This window comes from Streptomyces sp. NPDC001927 (genome assembly GCF_053594455.1).
Window position 1 is genome coordinate 46509 of sequence record NZ_JBSFEN010000015.1, and the last position, 15553, is coordinate 62061.

Consider the following 15553-nt stretch of genomic DNA (forward strand, 5'->3'; position numbering starts at 1 on the left):
GCCATGCGGAAGATACTCATCGTCGGAGCCGGTCAGTCCGGTCTCCAGCTCGCCCTCGGACTGCAGTCGCAGGGGTACGAAGTCACCCTCATGTCCAACCGCACGGCGGACGAGATCCGGTCCGGCCGGGTCATGTCCACCCAGTGCATGTTCGACACCGCGCTCCAGCACGAGCGCGACCTCGGCATCAACTTCTGGGAGTCCCAGGCTCCGCGCATCGAGGGCCTCGGCGTCTCCGTCGCGGGCCCGGAGTCCCAGCGCGTGATCGACTGGGTCGGCAAGCTCGACGGGCACGCCCAGTCCGTGGACCAGCGCGTGAAGATGGCCGGCTGGATGGAGACCTTCGCCCAGCGCGGCGGCCAGCTCGTCATCCACGGCGCGGCCGTCTCCGACCTGGACTACTTCTCCCGTACGTACGACCTGGTGCTCGTCTCCGCCGGCAAGGGCGAGCTGGTCTCCATGTTCGGCCGCGACGCAGCCCGTTCCCCGTACGGCGAGCCGCAGCGCGCCCTGGCCGTCGCGTACGTCCACGGCCTCGGCCCCCGCCCCGAGCACCCCGACTTCGACGCGGTCCGCTGCAACCTGGTCCCGGGCGTCGGCGAGCTCTTCGTCATGCCGACCCTGACCACCTCAGGGCGTGCCGACATCCTCTTCTGGGAGGGCATACCCGGCGGTCCGCTCGATGTCTTCCAGGGGATCAAGGACCCGGCGGAGCACCTTTCGCTCACGCTGGAGCTGATGGAGAAGTTCACGCCCTGGGAGTACGCGCGGGCCACCAAGGTCGAACTGACCGACGCGGGCGGCACCCTGGCGGGCCGCTACGCCCCGACCGTCCGCAACCCGATCGGCCGCCTCCCCGGCGGGGGCCTGGCGCTCGGCGTCGCGGACGTCGTCGTCGCCAACGACCCGATCACCGGCCAGGGCTCGAACTCGGCCTCCAAGTGCGCGGCCGCCTACCTCGCCGCGATCGTCGAGCACGGCGACAAGCCCTTCGACGAGGACTGGATGCGGTCCACGTTCGACCGCTACTGGAACACCGCGCAGCACGTCACCAAGTGGACGAACGCGATGCTGGGCGTCCCCCCGGAGCACGTCCTGAACCTGATCGGCGCGGCCGGCCAGCTCCAGCCGGTCGCCGACCGCTTCGCGAACGGCTTCAACGACCCGGCCGACTTCGAGAACTTCTTCTACGAGCCGGAGAAGACCGAGGCCTACCTGGCGTCGGTCACCGGGGCCTGACGGTCGGGGAGAGGGCGGGCGGGCGCCGGGCGGGTGCCCGGCGCCCGCCCGGGGGTCACACGAACCGCCGGGTAAGGCTCTGGTTGGCGCCGCCGTGGCAGTCCCACAGCCGTGCGCGGGCGCCCGGCTGCGTGCTCCAGTCGGCGATCTCCAGGCACTTGCCCCAGACGTATTCGGGGTCCGTCTGGAGAGTGGAACTGTTGTGGAACAGCTGGTTCAGGCCGTAGTGGCAGTCCCACTGGTTGGCGGTCGCACCGTTATTGCGTCCCCAGCCGCCGATCTCCAGGCACTTGCCACTGTTGACGTTCCGGTAGTAGAACGCGCCGACGGGCGTGGCGCTGTAGTAGAGGATTTCCCACTGCTGGTTGGCGCCACCGGTGCAGGGCCACTGGCGGACGGCCGCGCCGTTCGCCCTGCTCCAGTCCGCCACCTCAAGACACTGGTTGGAGTGGCCCACGCGGACCGTGAAGGTGCCCGCGGAGTGGATGTCCGCGGCCTGGGCCGGAACGGCCGCGACGCCGAAGACGAGGCCGAGGGACGCGGCGAGAACGAGCAGGCCGCGACGGGCGCGGGTGATCGGGTTGAACTTCATGGTCCTCTGCAATCAAGAAGGTTCCGGCCCGTGGCCGGAAATCATTGTCATGATCGCATAAGTATCAGCCCCAACTGATCGGTTCTCAACGTCAGTTGATACCGGGAAGTGGAATGCCTTCCTCCGTTCTGTCTCAGGCTCCGCCCCGGTCGTACCCCTCGTCCGAGCCGTCCGTGGCCCCCGCCGGAAGCTCGGGCGGCGTGTACGACGGGAGGGCCGCCCCGCTCGGATCGGGGCGGACCGCGCCCAGGAGGGGGTTGGCGGCGATCGGGGAGACCTTGACCTTGGCGCCCGGGCGGGGGGCCTGGACGACCAGGCCGTGGCCGAGATAGATCGCCACATGGGTGGCCTCCGGGAAGTAGACCACCAGGTCGCCGGGGCGCAGATCGCGCAGCTCCACCCTCGGCAGGGTGCGCCACTGCTCCTGGCTCGTGCGCGGGACCTCCCGGCCCGCGTTCGCCCAGGCCTGCGAGGTCAGCCCGGAGCAGTCGTACGACTCCGGTCCCTCGGCGCCCCACTCGTACGGCTTGCCGATCTGCCGCACCGCGTACGTGAGCGCGTCGCCGCCCTGCTGTGACGGGGTTCGGTCGCCGTCCAGGACGCCGGAGTCGAGCAGCTCGCGCTGGGCGCCGGCGGTCTGGGTCCGTTCCAGTTCGGTCAGCCGGGCGAGCTGGTCGTCCGGGAGTGAGGCGAGCAGCTTCTGGACCTCCCCGAGCTTCTTCTGGACGTCGTCGCGCTGCTTTTTCTGCCGCGCTGCCAGGCTCTGTTTCCGGTCCAGGGCCTTGCGGGAGGCGCTCGCCAGCTCGCCGGCCTTCTTCTCGTCCGCCGTGAGTCGGGCGACGGTTCCGGCCCGTTCGCGGGTAGCACGGTCCATCAGGTGGCTCTGGTCCAGGGCCTGCTGGGGGTCGGGGGCGAGGAGCAGCCGCAGGTACGGGGAGAACGCCGAGGTCGTGGCCCGCCCCTGGTACTGCTCCCTGGCCAGCCGCCCGGCCGCGTTCCGGCCCTGCGCGAGGCGCTCGCGGGCCCGGGCGAGGGCGTCGGCGACCTTCTTGGTGTCGGCGGTCTGGAGGCGCAGGGCCTCGTCGGTGGCGTTGAAGGCCTCGGTGGCCTGCTCGGCCTGGCGGTAGAGGGTCCGGAGCCGGCCGAGGAGCGCGACGACGGAGTCCCCGCCGGGGGGCGGGAGTTCGGCGGCGTCGTCGACGGGGGTGCCGTCGGCGTCCCCCGCCGGGCCGTCCGTCGGTTCCTGGCCCTCGACCGTCGCCGGTGCCTCCACCGGGGGGTCCACCGGGTCGTCCGCCGTGGCCGTCGGGACCCCCGCGAGCGCCGTCGACGCGGCGAGCACCCCCGTGCAGACCGTGCGCAGCAGCCTTCCTGACACGTCATCACCTCCACCGCGATGATGGCGGGAGCGTGCGGTCGGATGAGCTCACAAAGGGGCGAATCGGCCCAACGGCCTCACCCGTTCGGCTTGGTCCAGGGCCACTTCGGCCGGAACGGTTCGCGGCCCTCGGGGACGTACTCGTAGATCCAGCCGCGCGGCAGGCCGAGCCGCTTGGTGTGGCCGGCCGGTTCGCGGCGGTAGGTGTGGACGGTGGCCGGGCCGCCGTCCGCGTCCGGTACGGGCACGTCGTACCACTTCGGGGGGTGCCCGGTCGGGCCGACCAGGATCGGCAGGATCTCGCCGTCCAGGGGCCCGCCTCGGAAGGGGGTGTTCTCGCTTCTCACAGGACCAGTCTCGTACACACCGGCCTCACAGCAGGTGAGCGGCCTCGCTCACCACGGGTGTCACCCGCCGCGCCAGGGTCCCGACCGGCCCGTCGGGTCTCTCCTGCGCGAGAAGCTTCTTGACCACCGAGGCCGTCTCCGCGTCGGTCGCGGCCGTGGCCGCGAGCAGCGCGACGAGGTGGTCGACCAACCAGTCCCGCAGCTCACGGGCCGGTGGCTGCTTCTCCTCGTCCAGCCAGATCAGCGAGGCGGCCTCCACGGCCGCGATCCAGGTGCGGACCATCATCCGCATCCGGGGTCCCGGCTGGTCCACCCCCAGGTGGACGAGGATCTGCTCCGCCGCGGCCCGCCGGACCTCGTCCACGATCGCCGTGGTCCGGGAGGTCTCGGCGACGCTGCCGCCCTGGAGGAGGGCGCTGAAGCCGGCGTCGTGCCCGTCCACGAAGGCCAGGTACCGGTCGAGGACCCGGCCGAGCCGCTCGGTGGGCGGCCCGGACGGCGGCTCGGCGAAGCAGCGCTCCAGCGCGTCGGCGGAGGAGCGCAGGGCCGCCTCGTACAGCTGCTGCTTGCCGCCGGGGAAGTAGCGGTAGACCAGCGGCCGCGAGACGCCCGCCGCCTCGGCGACGTCGTCGAGGGAGACCTCGTCGGGCGCGCGGTGCGCGAAGAGCGTCAGGGCGGCGGCGAGGAGCTGCCCCCGGCGCTCCTCGACGCTGAGCCGGCGGTACGCGGGCGAGGCGGCACTGGTCATGCCTCGCAGGGTAGCTCCGCGTGGTGACAAGGAGGGGTGCCGGTCTCAGGCCAGTAGTCCGGAGGCCTTCCAGAGGCGGCGCCCCGGGCCCCGGAGCACGCCGATGTCGTCCAGGAAGTCCGTGAGCCGCTTGGCGCCGGACTGCATGACCTCTCGGCGGTGGCCGCTCGCCCGGACCTGGGCGACGGCCTGGCGGCGGTCCAGGCCCACGTTGTCGTACACCTGGGGGTTGATGAAGCAGGTGGAGAAGACCCGGGCGGCCTCGCCGCAGCTGAGCCGGGTGAACTCCCGCTCCCAGCGCGGCGCGGTGATCATCTGGCGCCGCAGCTCCTCGCGGGCGTACCGGACGTGCCGCGCCTCCTCGACGACATGGATGCGGGTGACGCCGCGTACCAGCGTCTGGACCCGCTCGTCCGGGAAGGTCAGCCGCTGCATCCAGTCCAGGATCTCCTCGCCGAGGAGGGTGGCGGCGAAGGAGCCGGGGGTGGTGGAGACGGTCTTCAGGACGCGGCCCAGGTTGTGGTAGATCCGCGGCACCGGGTAGGCGGGCGTGCCGCCCTTCTGGATCATCCGGGCGAACATCATCGAGTGCCGGCACTCGTCGGCGATCTCGGTGAGGGCGTACCGCACATGGTCGCTGGTCAGGGACTTGTCGTAGATGTGCCGGACGAGCAGCTGCATCAGGATGATCTCGAACCAGATGCCGAGCGAGGCGATCGAGGCGGCCTCGTGCCGGGCGAGGTCCATCCGCTGCTCCTCGGACATCCGCCGCCACATCGGGGTGTCGTAGAGGGAGACCAGCTCGGGCGGCCAGAACCACTTGCCGTCCTCGAGGGGCGCGGCCCAGTCGAGTTCGGTCTCCGGGTCGAAGGAGTGCTTCAGGGAGGACTCGAGGAGTCGCGCCGCGACCTGCTCACGGTCGCGGAGCGGGCCGAGGGCGTCCCGCAGGAGGGTGAAGTCCAGCTCGGTACGGGTGGTCATGACGGTACGACACCTCGCTGTGCTCGCGGTCGAGTTACCGGCGGTCGCCTTTATGAGACTGCTCGTCAGCAAGTGCGTCAATCCCTTGCGCACGACTTGTTGACCCGATGTCTACCAAGGTGTCAGCCTGCCGGGAGGACCACGTCCGGCGAGCAGTCGAGTCGAGAGCAAGGAGTCGTCAGTGTCGACGCGCGACCTCTACACGAAAGCCCCCGGGGACCCCATCTGGCAGGTCCCCGCGACCGGTTCGGCCCGCTTCAGCTGGGACTACGACGACGGAAGGGAACGCCTCCTCGCCCTCTACCAGAAGGGCAAGGACAAGCAGTGGGACGGCAACAAACGCATCGCCTGGGAGCTGGAGGTCGATCCGTACGACCCGCTCGGCACCCCCGACGACGTCTTGACCCTCCACGGCACCCGCCACTGGGCGAAGATGACCGAGAAGGACAAGGGCGAGCTGCGCCGGCACTACGCCTCCTGGCAGTTCAGCCAGTTCCTCCACGGCGAGCAGGGCGCGATGGTCTGCGCCGCGCGGATCGTCGAGTCCGTCCCCGACCTCGACGCCAAGTTCTACTCCGCGACGCAGACGATGGACGAGGCGCGGCACGCGGAGGTCTACAGCCGCTTCCTGCACGAGAAGATCGGGATGCTCTACCCGATCAACGACAACCTCCAGAGCCTGCTCGGCGACACCCTGCGCGACTCCCGCTGGGACATGCCCTACCTCGGCATGCAGGTCCTCATCGAGGGCCTGGCGCTCGCCGCCTTCGGCATGATCCGCGACACCACCGACAAGCCGCTGCCCAAGCAGATCCTGGCGTACGTGATGCAGGACGAGGCCCGGCACGTGGCCTTCGGCCGGATGGCGCTGCGCGACTACTACAAGCAGCTGTCGGACGCGGAACTGCGCGAGCGCGAGGAGTTCGTGATCGAGGGCTGCTACCTGATGCGGGACCGGCTGCGCGGGATCGAGGTCCTGGAGAACTTCGGCATCGGGCGCAAGGAGGCGGAGGAGTACAGCGAGCAGAACGAGTTCCTGCACCTCTTCCGCAAGCTGCTCTTCAGCCGGATCGTCCCGTGCGTCAAGGACATCGGCCTGTGGGGCGAGCGGCTCCAGAAGACCTATCTGGACATGGGCGTCTTCGACCTCGGCGACTCGAACCTGGACCTGCTGATGAGCCAGGACGAGGAGATCGCGGAGGCCCTCGACCGCGAACGCTTCGAGGTGGAGGAGCGGGAGCGGGTCGCCGAGGTCGCGGAGGCGATCGCGCAGGGCGGGGCGGAGGGGTAGGTCGCCCGCTCGGTCCTCCCCGACACGACCGGCACCCGGGATTCCCGGTGTTCACGCCGGTGACGTACCGTGCCCGCCATGAGCATGCCGCCACCGCCGAACCAGCCGCCGCACAACCCCTACGGCGGTCCCGTACCGCCCCCGCAGCAGCCGGGGCCGTACGGTCCGCCGCAGGGGATGCCCCAGCCCGGGCCCTACGGCCCGCCGCACCAGGGCTACCCGCAGCAGCCCGGCATCCCCCAGCAGTACCCGGGGCCCGGCGCCGGCGGCTGGGGGCAGCCGCCGATGGGGCCGCCGCCGAAGAAGAAGCGCACCGGGCTGATCGTCGGCATCGTCGTCGGCTCCCTGGCCGTCGTGGCCGGCCTCGGCTACGCGGGCAAGCTCGTCCTCGACGGGGCCGGGGTCACCGGCGACTTCCCGGAGGCGACGCACGAGCTGGTCGTGCCCAAGACGCTCCTGGACGGGCAGTTCACGCTCACCAACGACGCCTCCGAGACCGAGGGCAAGGAGGTCGAGGACACCTACGACCCCACGGTCAAGGACCCCAAGGCGGCCATCGCCCAGTACACGGGCAAGGAGAGCTCCGTCCTCGTCGTCTCCGGCTTCCACGGCAGGATCAAGAACCCGGCCCTCACCCGCGCCTCGATCCTCTCCGGCGCGGCGAAGGACAAGGGCAGCACGCTCGTGATCAAGCCCAAGGACTTCAAGCCGGCCGGTCACGACGTGACCGTCAGCTGCCAGGTCACGACCACCAAGGACGCCACCGGGACCGCGACTCTCCCCATGTGCGCCTGGGGCGACGAGAACACGGCCTCCTTCGTCGCCGTCGTCACCACCGAGTCGGCCACCGCCGACCCGTACGACGTCGACCTGGCGGAGCTCGCCGAGACCACGGCGAAGGTCCGCGCCGAGATGCGGAAGCCGATCAAGTAAGCCCGATCGACTAGCGGTTGGCCTTGGCGCGCAGCGCCTCCTCCATCACCGCGCGGGCGATCGGCGCCGCGCTGCCGCCGCCGCTGATCTCCGTACGCCTGGCCTCGGCGTCCTCGACGACGACCGCGACCGCCACCGCCGGCTGGGCCGCGTCCGCGGCCTGGGCCCAGGCGATGAACCAGGCGTACGGAGTGCCGGTGTTGCCCAGGCCGTGCTGGGCCGTGCCCGTCTTGCCGCCGACCGTGGCCCCCGGGATCGCGGCGTTGCTGCCCGTGCCCTCCTCGACCGCCCTGACCATCAGCCGCTGCAGCTGGGTCGCGGTCGAGGGGCGCATCGCCTGCCGGTAGCTGCGGCGGCCGGTCGTGTCGACCGTCGTGCCGCGCGCCGTCGTCGTCCGCTCGACCAGGTACGGGTGGGCGATCTCCCCGTTGTTGGCGACCGCCGCCGCCACCAGTGCCATCTGCAGCGGCGTCGCCGTCGTGTCGAACTGGCCGATGGAGGAGAGCGCCAGCTGGTCGTCGCTCATCGCGCGGTCGAAGTTGGACTTGGCCACCCAGGACGGGATCGTCAGGCCGACGTCGTTGAAGCCGAACTTCTCGACCGCCTCCACCATCCCGGTGAGCCCCACGTCCACCCCGAGCCCCGCCATCACCGTGTTGCAGGACCACTGGAGCGCGTACGCCAGGGACGCGTTGCCGCAGCCGGTGGCCGCGTTCGGCAGCACCTGCCGGGTCCCCGGCAGGACGAACGGGTCCGGGGTGTCCGTCGGCGCCTCGACGTCCGTCACCGTGCCCGCGTCGAGCGCGGCCGCCGCCGTCACGATCTTGAACGTGGAGCCGGGCGGATACGTCTGCCGGATCGCCCGGTTCAGCATCGGCTGGTTCGGCGAGGTGGTGAGCCGGGCCCAGGCCCCCTTGACCCCGTCGCCCGTACCGGACAGTTCGCCCGGTTCGTACGAGGGGGAGGAGACGAGCGCCAGGATCCGGCCGCTCGACGGCTCGACGGCCGCCACCGCGCCCCGCTTCCCGCCGAGCCCCCGGTACGCGGCCTGCTGCATGGACGCCCGGATCGTGGTCACCACGTCGCCGCCCGCCTGCCGGCCCCGGCTGAGGTCGTTCCAGAACGGGAACGGCGCGAGCAGCGGGTCCGTACCCGCCAGGATGCCGTCCTCGGCGTGCTCCACGAACGTCGTACCGTACGTCTGCGAGGCGAAGCCGGTCACCGGCGCGTACAACGGGCCCTGCTTGTAGGTGCGTTCGTAGCGCAGCTGCTGGCCGCTGTCGCGCGAGCCGGTCACCGGCCGCCCGTCGACCACGATCTCGCCGCGCGGCTCGCCCCAACGGGAGATCGCCACCCGCCGGTTGGCCGGGTTCTCGTCCAGCGAGTCGGACTGCACGACCATCACCCGCGCCGCGTTGACGAGCAGCGCCACGAGCAGGACCAGACAGAGCGCCGCCGCGCGCCGGATGTACGGGATCACCGGGCGTCCTCCACGATCGGCGCGATGACCCCGGTCTCGACCAGCTCCGGGCGGGGCGCGCGGGCCGAGTCGCTGACCCGGATGAGGAGCGCCACGATGATCCAGTTGGTCACGACGGACGAGCCGCCCTGCGCGAGGAACGGCATCGCCATGCCGGTCAGCGGGATCAGGCCCATCACCCCGCCGGCGATCACGAAGACCTGGAGGGCCAGGATCGAGGCGAGGCCGATCGCGAGCAGCCGCCCGAAGGGGTCGCGCAGGGCGAGCCCGGCGCGGTAGCCGCGTGCGACGAGCAGCGCGTACAGCAGGAACAGGGCGGTGAGGCCGACCAGGCCCAGCTCCTCGCCCGCCGTCGCCAGGATGAAGTCGGACTTGGCGGCGAAGCCGATCAGGATCGAGTGGCCGAGGCCGAGGCCGGTGCCGAACATCCCGCCCGCCGCGAAGGCGAACAGCGACTGCGCGAGCTGGCCCGGCCCGTCGCCCGCCTCGATCGAGGCGTACGGGCTCAGCCAGTCCTCGACGCGGCTGTGCACATGCGGTTCGACCGAGCCGACCGCGAACGCCCCGACGCCCGCCAGGAGCAGCCCGACCGCGATCCAGCCGGTCCGGCCCGTGGCCACGTACAGCATGATCACGAAGAGGCCGAAGAAGAGCAGCGAGGTGCCGAGGTCCCGCTCCAGGATCAGCACGCCCACGCTCAGCAGCCAGATCGCCGCGATCGGCCCGAGCACCCGGCCGGTGGGCAGCTGGAGCCGCCAGATCCTGCGGCCTGTGTACGCGAGCGCGTTGCGGTTGGCCGCCAGGTAGGCGGCGAAGAAGACGGCGAGCAGGATCTTGGCGAACTCGCCCGGCTGGAAGGAGAGTCCGTCGATCCGGATCCAGATCTTCGCCCCGTTGACCGCCGGGAAGAAGATCGGTACGAGCATCAGGACCAGGGCGCTGGCCATCGAGAGGTACGCGTACCGCTGGAGCACCCGGTGGTCGCGCAGCAGCACCACGACCGCGCCGAAGAGGGCCACCCCGAGCGCCGACCAGACCAGCTGCGCGAAGGCCGCCTGGTCCTTCGGGGTCTCCAGGTCGAGCCGGTAGATCAGCACCAGGCCGAGGCCGTTGAGCAGGACCGCGATCGGCAGCAGCAGCGGATCGGCGTACGGCGCCCGGAACCGTACGGCGAGATGGGCGAGGAGCGCGAGTCCGCCCAGACCGGCCCCGTAGCGCAGCGCGTCCGGAGGCACCGCGCCGTTGTGGGCCAGGCCGACGTCCACGTACCCCAGGACGGAGATGAGGACGGCGCAGACGAGGAGGGAGAGTTCCACGCCGCGGCGCTTCGGGATGCGTAGCCCGGGCGGGGGAGCGTCCGCCGTCGTTGCGGTCATGAACCGCAACGTAGCAAGCGATATGGCTTATATCCCTTATGTGTGACGGTGTGCCGTCACGGGCGTCAGGGCTCCGGATCCTCGTCCGGCTCGGCGAGCCGTACGTACTCCGGCAGCGTCAGCCGCGCCAGGGCGCCGCCGTCCGGGGCGTCGGCGAAGACCAGCTTCGCGCCGATCACTTCGGCCTGCCCGGCCGCGATCGTGAGCCCGAGTCCGTGTCCCTTGCCGCCGCTCTCGGTACGGAACCGCTGCGGCCCGGTCGCCGGCAGGTACTCCGGGTATCCAGGACCGTGGTCCCGTACGGTCACGACGGCGCCGTCCACGGTCAGGACGACCGGCGGGGCGCCGTGCCGGTGCGCGTTGGCGACGAGGTTGCCGAGGACCCGCTCCAGGCGCCGCCGGTCCGTCTCGACCGTCGCCTCGCGCAGGACCCGCACCTCGGTCTCGGTGCCGGACGCCCGCACCACGCCCCGGGCGACCGTGGCGAGATCGTGCATCGCCAGGTCCACGGTCTCGTTGCGGGCGTCGAGCCGGGAGATCTCCAGGAGGTCCTCGGTCAGCGAGCGCATCGCCCGGACCCGGTCCCTGACCAGCTCCGACGGCCGCCCCTCCGGCAGGAGTTCGGCCGCCGCGGAGAGGCCGGTCAGCGGGGTGCGCAGCTCGTGCGCCACGTCCGCCGTGAAGCGCTGCTCGGTCTGCAGCTTGCGCTGCAGCGAGGAGGCCATCGTGTCGAGCGCGCCGGAGACCGTGGCCACCTCGTCCTGCGGGCGCGCCGGGTCCTTCGTGCGCGGGTCGTCCACGCGCGCGTCGAGGTCGCCCGCGCTGATCCGCCGCGCCACCTGCGCGGTCAGGTGCAGCCGCCGGGTGACCCGGGTGACCGCGAAGGCGCCCACGAGGAGCGTCGCCCCGATCGCGAGGACCGAGGAGCCCAGGATCGACCGGTCGAGGCCCTCGATGATCTCCCGGCCGGGGGAGTAGTCGATCCGTACGGCGAGGGCGCGGCCGTCGGCCGGTCCCGCCGCCCACATCGTCGGCCGGCCCTCGTGCTCCTCGACCACCGTGCCCCGCTCGCCGCGCACGGCGAGCGCGCGCAGCTCCTCGGGCAGGCCCTCGGGGTCGATCCCGGCGGCCCGGGGGAGCGGGTCGCCCGCCTCGTACGCGCGGGAGGCGGTGGTGAGCCGGGCCAGCGCCCGCTCGCGGAAGTCGTCCTCGGTCTGGCCCGCCACCGACACATGGACCAGGGCGCCGAGCAGCGCCGCCAGGGCGCAGCACATGACGGTGATGAAGACCGCGGACTTCCACGTCAGCGTCGCGGTCCAGGCCGGCAGGCGCGGCCGCCGCCGCCCGCGGCGCGCCGTCACGAGGGCTCCACGAACGGGTCGTCGGAGCCGGACGCGGAGGACGAGCCCGGGGCCGCGGGGGAGGCCGAGGGCTCGGGCCCGCGCGAGGAGCCGACCGGCGACTTGGACGGGGAGGGCTCGACGAGCCGGGGCTCGGGCGCCGGCGAGGTGGACGGCCCCCGGGGCTTGACGCGGACGATCTCGTCCCGGGTCGGCAGCATCGCGCGCTGCTGCTCGTCCCAGGACCAGGCCGTGCGGTACTCGTACCCCGGGATGCCGGCCGAGGCGGCCCGCACGATCAGGTCGCGGCCGGCCAGCTCCACGCTGATCACCTGGTCGACGGTGGCCATGATCCGGGTGAGCCCGTTGTTCTCGGCGGTGTAGACCCGCACGCCCATCTGCTGGTCGGGCATCCGGATGCCGACGATCAGCTCGTCGCGGCCGTTGCCGGTCAGATCCCGGTAGTACGCCCGCATGACCGGGCACTTCGCGGGCTCCGCGGTGCACCGGCCGATCTGCCGGGCCGTCTCCTCGTACATGCCGTCCGCGCCGGAGTACGTGTCCGGGTGGGCGTTCACCTCGGCCCGGACGACCGCGACGGCGTCGACCCGGCGGACGTCGTTGTCGGGCACGCGTATGCCGGGGACGGACTGGGTGTCGGTCTCGCCGTAGTCGAGCGGCGGCTCGGTGGCCGGCGGCACCTCGGGCCAGAGACGGACGGGGCCGATGGCGGTGGGGGTGACCCCGGCGCTCTTCAGCTCGCCCTCGGTGCCGCAGCCGGACAGCACGAACGGCGCCGCCACGGCCAGGGCCACGGCGGCGACGAGCGGCAGTCCGCGCCTTCTCACTCTGCTCCTCGGTGGGTCTGCTCCCCGCGACCCGTCACTTCACGAGGTCGGCGAAGAGGATGATGTTGTCGGTCCGATGGCCGTCCGCGATCGGTCCGCCGCAGGTGATCAGCCGCAGCTCGGGACGGTCCGTCTTCCCATAGACCTTATTCGTAGGGAAGTCCTTTTTGTCGACCTGCTGGATCTCGCGGACCTCGAAGACGGCTGTGGAGCCGTCCGCCCGGCCGACCTGGATCAGGTCCCCGGTGCGCACCTTCGCCACGTCGCGGAGGAGCGCCGGGCCCTTCGCCGTGTCGTAGTGCGCGACCAGGACGGCGGGCCCCTTCTCGCCCGGCGTCACCCCTCCTGTGTACCAGCCCGCCTGTTCGGCCTCGTCGACGGAGGGCACCTGGAGGCCGCCCTCGGCGTCCAGACCGAGCCGGAGCACGGGGGAGGTGTCCACGCCCGCCGCCGGGACGACGAGCCGCGTCGGCTCGGAGGCCGTCATCGGCGGGGCCTCGTGCCGCGAGGGAGCCGCTGTGACGTTCCGCACGGAGACGTCGGGGGCGACGGGCCCCGGGGCGGCGCCCGCGACGGTCGAACAGGCGAGCAGACCGCCACCGAGGGCGAGCGCGAGCGCGGAGCCGGCGAGCAGCCGCCGCCCGCGACGGGGCGCTCGGGTGGTGGCCTCGCTCTGGTACGGCACGGACGGCAGGGGTGGCACGGGCGGCGCGGACGGCATGGGCGGCTCCGGATCCTCGGCGGTGACAGCTGATGGATTCGAAGCTAAATGTCCGCTATTGCGGCCTTGTAACAGTGGGCCGTAGGCCCCACGACGAAGCCGCCACGGCCGCCCCCGGGCTCCGCCCTACCGGTCCATCCGGTCGAGCGCCGCCCGGCAGAAGGTCAGCAGCTTCTCGTCCTCGTGGACGTCATGGCTGCTGTGTCCACCGCTCTCGCGCACGTTGTGACGCCGCCGCCGGTCCAGCTCCGCGCGGATCACCCAACGCGCCGACTCCCCCGCCGCGGGCCCCATCTCCGCCAGGCACTCCGCGATGTCCACGCGCGCGTGCCGGTTCTCCTCCCAGGCGTCGAGCAGTACCGGAAGCGCCGCCTCCGCGTCCCCGGACACCCGCCACAGGGCCGCCGCGCTGCGCACCCGTACCCACAGGTCACGGCAGTCGAGGCCGGGGAGCAGGGCCGGCGCGCTGCGCGCCGCCGCCGGGCCGATCACGCCGAGCGCCCGGGCCGCCGCGCACCGGTCCGGCGCCGGCGCGTCGGGGCCCAGCCAGCCGGCGAGGGTCGGCAGGACGGCCTCGCGGTCGCCTTCGACCGACCAGAGCGTGAGCGCCGCCTGCGCCGAGACCGCCGCCGCCTCGCTCTCCAGGAGCTCGCGCGCGTCCGGGATCACCGCCCGCGCGGCCGGACCGAAGGCCGCCAGAGCCGTGAGCGCCGCCTCCTGCACCCAGTCCCGCCGGTTCGGCGGAGCCCCGCGCAGCACCCGCAGCACCTCGGGCACCGCCTGCACGCCCCGGACCGAGGCCAGGGCGAAGAGCAGCGGCGCCGCGTGCTCGTACAGCCGGTCGTCCAGATCGACCCGGGCCAGCCTGCGGCGCAGCAGCGGCGCGAGCGGCGCGGCGGCCGGTCCCAGCGTGGGCACGGCGTACAGCAGGTCCCGGCGTACGTCCGGCTCCACCAGGGCGCGGGCGAGCGGGGGCACGGCGCGGGCGTCCCCGGAGCGGGCGAGGGCGAGCAGCGCCCTGGCGCGCCCGTCCGGCCCACCGGGCGGGCCTTCGAGGCGTTCGGCCCACTCCGGCCGCTCCGGTCTGTCGGGGCGGCGGGCGAGCCGGGCCGCGAGGGCGTCCGTCGCGGGTCCGGTCAGCTCGAAGAGGCCTTCGAGGAACGAGGTGGCCGCGTCGCGCAGCCTCGGCTCGGGGTCGGCGAGCTGCTCCCCGACGAGCCGTACGACCTCTTCGTACCGGCCGCGCCAGACCCGTATCAGCCCCCCGCACAGCCAGATCGCGTCCAGGCGCTGGCAGCGGTCGGGGCTGCGGAGCTGGGCGAGGATCAGCGCGGTCCGCTCCTCGACCCGGTCGTCGAGCGCGGTGTGCAGGGTCCGCATCAGCTCGTCGGTCCACGGGGTCGGGCGGCCGGTCGAGCGCTCCTCGAAGAGCTCGCGGACCTGCCCGGCCGACCCGCCCGGCCGGGTGTCCGGCTCCGGCGGCGCGGTCCGCACCTCGTCCAGGAGCCGCGTCACCCGCTCCACCACGTCGTCCGGGACCTCGGTCGGCGCGCACCGGGCCACCTGGGCGAGGGCCGCGAGCCGAAGCCCGGGCGCCTGGGCCGCGCGGGTCAGCCAGCCCAGCCAGTCGACGGTCTCCTCCCGCAGCGACTCGTGTCGCCGGGCGATCCGCCCCACGGCCTCCACCAGGGCGAGCCGCACCTCCGTGTCGCGCTCGACCGTCAGTCGCTCCCGCAGCAGGGTCAGCACACGGGCCGGGTCCGGGTGGAGCGAGGCGAGCGCGCACGGCGCCGCGAGCCGGACCTCGGGGTCCGGGTCGCCGACAAGGCCGAGGAAGACGTCGGCGCCCGCCGCGACGGCGGCCGCCGCCATGGCGTAGTTCGCGGCGGGGATGAACTCCTCGTCGTCCGCGTCGAGTTCGTCCAGTTCCTCCTCGCCGCTCAGATCGATCCCGCCGATGCTGGTGAGCAACTCCACGATGCCGCCCCGGTCCTGGACCTTGGGATCGGCGACGAGTTCGAGCAGGAAGGGGATGCAGGCGAGCGTCGAGTCGTACACGTCGCCCTGGTGGTGGACCGCGCCGTACATCCCGTCGAGGGCCAGTTCCCGTTCGGAGGGGTCGGACGCGGCGAGTCCGCGCAGCATCCCCGGTACATCGTCGGCAGGGCCGTAAGCATGCCCCAATGAGGCCCAGTCGACCTCCTCGATCCCCGTCAGCATGCGGCCGCCGCCTTCCCCGTGAGCTGTACCAGGACGCAAGTGTGCACCACCGCACCGTG

At 72.6% G+C, this 15553-nt stretch carries 14 protein-coding genes; 3 read left to right on the plus strand and 11 right to left on the minus strand.

The window, feature by feature from the left end; all coding sequences use genetic code 11:
• Positions 1-3 precede the first annotated feature (3 nt).
• Complete coding sequence (locus ACWCO8_RS33755) at positions 4-1239, plus strand: styrene monooxygenase/indole monooxygenase family protein (protein ID WP_451035409.1); 1236 nt, start codon at positions 4-6, stop codon at positions 1237-1239.
• Positions 1240-1294: 55 nt separating this feature from the next.
• Here the strand turns inward: ACWCO8_RS33755 and ACWCO8_RS33760 are convergent, their stop codons facing one another.
• The 5 genes from ACWCO8_RS33760 to ACWCO8_RS33780 form a co-directional block, all read right to left on the minus strand.
• Positions 1295-1831, minus strand: coding sequence for an RICIN domain-containing protein (locus ACWCO8_RS33760; RefSeq protein ID WP_451035410.1), 537 nt, complete (start codon positions 1829-1831; stop codon positions 1295-1297).
• Positions 1832-1964: 133 nt separating this feature from the next.
• Positions 1965-3209, minus strand: a complete 1245-nt coding sequence (locus ACWCO8_RS33765) for an NlpC/P60 family protein (protein WP_451035411.1) — start codon at positions 3207-3209, stop codon at positions 1965-1967.
• Positions 3210-3286: 77 nt separating this feature from the next.
• Positions 3287-3556 carry a hypothetical protein gene (locus ACWCO8_RS33770; protein WP_362003895.1) on the minus strand — a complete coding sequence of 90 codons (270 nt, stop codon included), beginning with the start codon at positions 3554-3556 and terminating at the stop codon, positions 3287-3289.
• Positions 3557-3581: 25 nt separating this feature from the next.
• On the minus strand, positions 3582-4304 hold the full coding sequence (locus ACWCO8_RS33775; RefSeq protein WP_451035412.1) for a TetR/AcrR family transcriptional regulator: 723 nt from the start codon (positions 4302-4304) through the stop codon (positions 3582-3584).
• Between the two features lie 45 nt (positions 4305-4349).
• Positions 4350-5285, minus strand: coding sequence for an AurF N-oxygenase family protein (locus ACWCO8_RS33780; protein ID WP_451035413.1), 936 nt, complete (start codon positions 5283-5285; stop codon positions 4350-4352).
• A gap of 181 nt (positions 5286-5466) precedes the next feature.
• Between ACWCO8_RS33780 and ACWCO8_RS33785 the strand changes: the two genes are divergently transcribed.
• Both ACWCO8_RS33785 and ACWCO8_RS33790 read left to right on the plus strand, forming a co-directional pair.
• Positions 5467-6576: a ferritin-like domain-containing protein gene (locus tag ACWCO8_RS33785; protein WP_451035414.1), complete on the plus strand. Its 1110-nt coding sequence runs from the start codon at positions 5467-5469 to the stop codon at positions 6574-6576.
• A 78-nt stretch (positions 6577-6654) separates the two neighbouring features.
• The gene (locus ACWCO8_RS33790) at positions 6655-7509 is read left to right on the plus strand and encodes a hypothetical protein (RefSeq protein WP_451035415.1); all 855 of its coding nucleotides are present in this window, start codon (positions 6655-6657) and stop codon (positions 7507-7509) included.
• 10 nt (positions 7510-7519) lie between these two features.
• Here the strand turns inward: ACWCO8_RS33790 and ACWCO8_RS33795 are convergent, their stop codons facing one another.
• From ACWCO8_RS33795 to ACWCO8_RS33820, 6 genes are all read right to left on the minus strand, one after another.
• Positions 7520-8989, minus strand: a complete 1470-nt coding sequence (locus ACWCO8_RS33795; RefSeq protein ID WP_451035416.1) for a penicillin-binding transpeptidase domain-containing protein — start codon at positions 8987-8989, stop codon at positions 7520-7522.
• Positions 8986-10365: an FtsW/RodA/SpoVE family cell cycle protein gene (locus ACWCO8_RS33800; protein ID WP_451035417.1), complete on the minus strand. Its 1380-nt coding sequence runs from the start codon at positions 10363-10365 to the stop codon at positions 8986-8988. The genes ACWCO8_RS33795 and ACWCO8_RS33800 overlap by 4 nt, the downstream gene beginning before the upstream one ends.
• 65 nt (positions 10366-10430) lie before the next feature.
• On the minus strand, positions 10431-11726 hold the full coding sequence (locus tag ACWCO8_RS33805) for an ATP-binding protein (protein ID WP_451035418.1): 1296 nt from the start codon (positions 11724-11726) through the stop codon (positions 10431-10433).
• Positions 11723-12553, minus strand: coding sequence for a hypothetical protein (locus ACWCO8_RS33810; protein WP_451035419.1), 831 nt, complete (start codon positions 12551-12553; stop codon positions 11723-11725). Before ACWCO8_RS33810 ends, ACWCO8_RS33805 begins: the two co-directional genes overlap by 4 nt.
• Before the next feature lie 34 nt (positions 12554-12587).
• Positions 12588-13274 (minus strand): class F sortase, encoded by a 687-nt coding sequence (locus ACWCO8_RS33815; protein ID WP_451035420.1) that lies wholly within the window; start codon positions 13272-13274, stop codon positions 12588-12590.
• 126 nt (positions 13275-13400) lie between these two features.
• On the minus strand, positions 13401-15494 hold the full coding sequence (locus tag ACWCO8_RS33820; protein ID WP_451035421.1) for a HEAT repeat domain-containing protein: 2094 nt from the start codon (positions 15492-15494) through the stop codon (positions 13401-13403).
• Positions 15495-15553 lie beyond the last annotated feature (59 nt).